The sequence below is a fragment of the Streptomyces sudanensis genome (assembly GCF_023614315.1).
Taxonomy (GTDB): domain Bacteria; phylum Actinomycetota; class Actinomycetes; order Streptomycetales; family Streptomycetaceae; genus Streptomyces; species Streptomyces sudanensis.
The window spans coordinates 1,012,310-1,013,819 of record NZ_CP095474.1; the positions used below are offsets into that span (position 1 = coordinate 1,012,310).

1 protein-coding gene and 1 pseudogene are annotated in these 1,510 nt (G+C 79.1%); both read right to left on the bottom strand.

What is annotated here, in order from left to right:
• Positions 1-65: 65 nt before the first annotated feature.
• A pseudogene (locus tag MW084_RS04530) lies at positions 66-370 on the bottom strand (helix-turn-helix domain-containing protein); the annotation flags it as partial.
• 347 nt (positions 371-717) lie between these two features.
• The gene (locus tag MW084_RS04535; RefSeq protein WP_275563798.1) at positions 718-1,002 is read right to left on the bottom strand and encodes a DUF3017 domain-containing protein; all 285 of its coding nucleotides are present in this window, start codon (positions 1,000-1,002) and stop codon (positions 718-720) included.
• Positions 1,003-1,510: the final 508 nt, after the last annotated feature.

Genomic DNA, 1,510 nt, shown 5'->3' on the forward strand with positions numbered 1-1,510 from the left:
ACCCGGGGGTGCGGGGGTCGGACCCGTACGGGACGGCCGGGGCGCCGGAAGGGGTGCGGGGGCCNGGGGCGGCTCCGGCGGGCCGCCCGCCGCGCTTCCCGGCACGGCTCCGGGCCTGTTCGGCCAGTTCCCGCAGGGTGGCCAGCGGCACCGGGTCGGTGCCGGTCGCGTCGGCCAGGGCCAGGACGGCGTCCGCGGGCGCGAGCGACCGCCCGTCCAGGTACCGCTCCCAGGAGTCCCTGCCGTACCCCGTGCGGGCCGCGAGCGCGTCCGGGTCCAGCCCGCCGCGGTCCACCAGCCCGCGCAGGGCGTCCACGAACTCCCTGACCGGCGGGTCGAGTTCCCCCGGAAGCGCCTTCCAGCGAGGCATGCTCCCCCCTCGGTGTCCCGGACCCCCGGGCCGTCCGGGCCGTCCGGCGCGCCCGTGCGGACGCGCGTGCCCAGGATGGCAGTTCGAGTGGCCGGTTTCCCAGTTGTGGCCGAGTGCCCGCACCGTTCCGGAACTGTCACTTCCGTGCCACAGGGGCCGGGCGCGCCTTGATCGGGTCCGGCGCGTCCGTGACGCTGTCGGTGCGGGGTGCCCGCCCCGTTCTCGGGGGAGGGGGCGGGCGCCGCCGTCCACGCCGCGGGACGTCCACCGCACGGCGCGGGACGTCCACCGCACGGCGCGGGACGTCCACCGCACGCCGCGGGACGTCCACCGCACGGTGAAGGCGTCTACCGCACGGTGAAGCGGACCACTTCCTTGAGGAACGGGATCTCCAGCCACGGTTCCGGCTGGGTCATCAGGGCGAAGAGGACGATGCCGCCGCCCAGCACCCCGTACGTGATCATGTCCGTGAACCGGGACCGCACGGCGAGCATCCCGACGGACGGCAGCACGCGCCGCATCACGGCGCCCGCCAGCAGCGCGGCGCCGACCAGCAGCGTTCCGATCCGCGGGGCGTGGGGGAACGGGTCGATCCCGACGATCAGCAGCCCGAGCGCGGTAAGCCCGAGCACGGCGAGCAGCGGCCACTGGCGGGCNGNNGNGNGCGCGNCGCCGGGGCGGCCCGCCCGCCGCCCTCGGGCGGTACGGTCCCCTCGGTCACCGCGGGCGGCCGGCGCGAGGCGCCCGGCGCGGACGCGCCCCCCTGGACGCCGTCGCCCCCCTGGACGCCGTCGCCCTCCGGTACGGCACCCTCGTCCTCCGGTACGGCGGCGTGGGCGCCCTGCCGGGCGCCGTCGTCGTCCGGTACGGCACCCTCGTCCTCCGGTACGGCGGCGTGGGCGCCCTGCCGGGCGCCGTCGTCGTCCGGTACGGCACCCTCGTCCTCCGGTACGGCGCCGGGGGACGAGCCGGTTCCGGTGGGCTCCCCGCTCCCGGCGCCGTCGCCCCCGGCGTCCCGGCGGGAGGTCGCTCCCCGGGCGGTGCCGTCCTCGGCGGGGCCGCTTCCCGACGGCTCCCCGGCCCGCGCCCGCTCNNNCCCCGGGCGCCCGGACACCGCCACGGCCCGGCCACGGCGGNCCC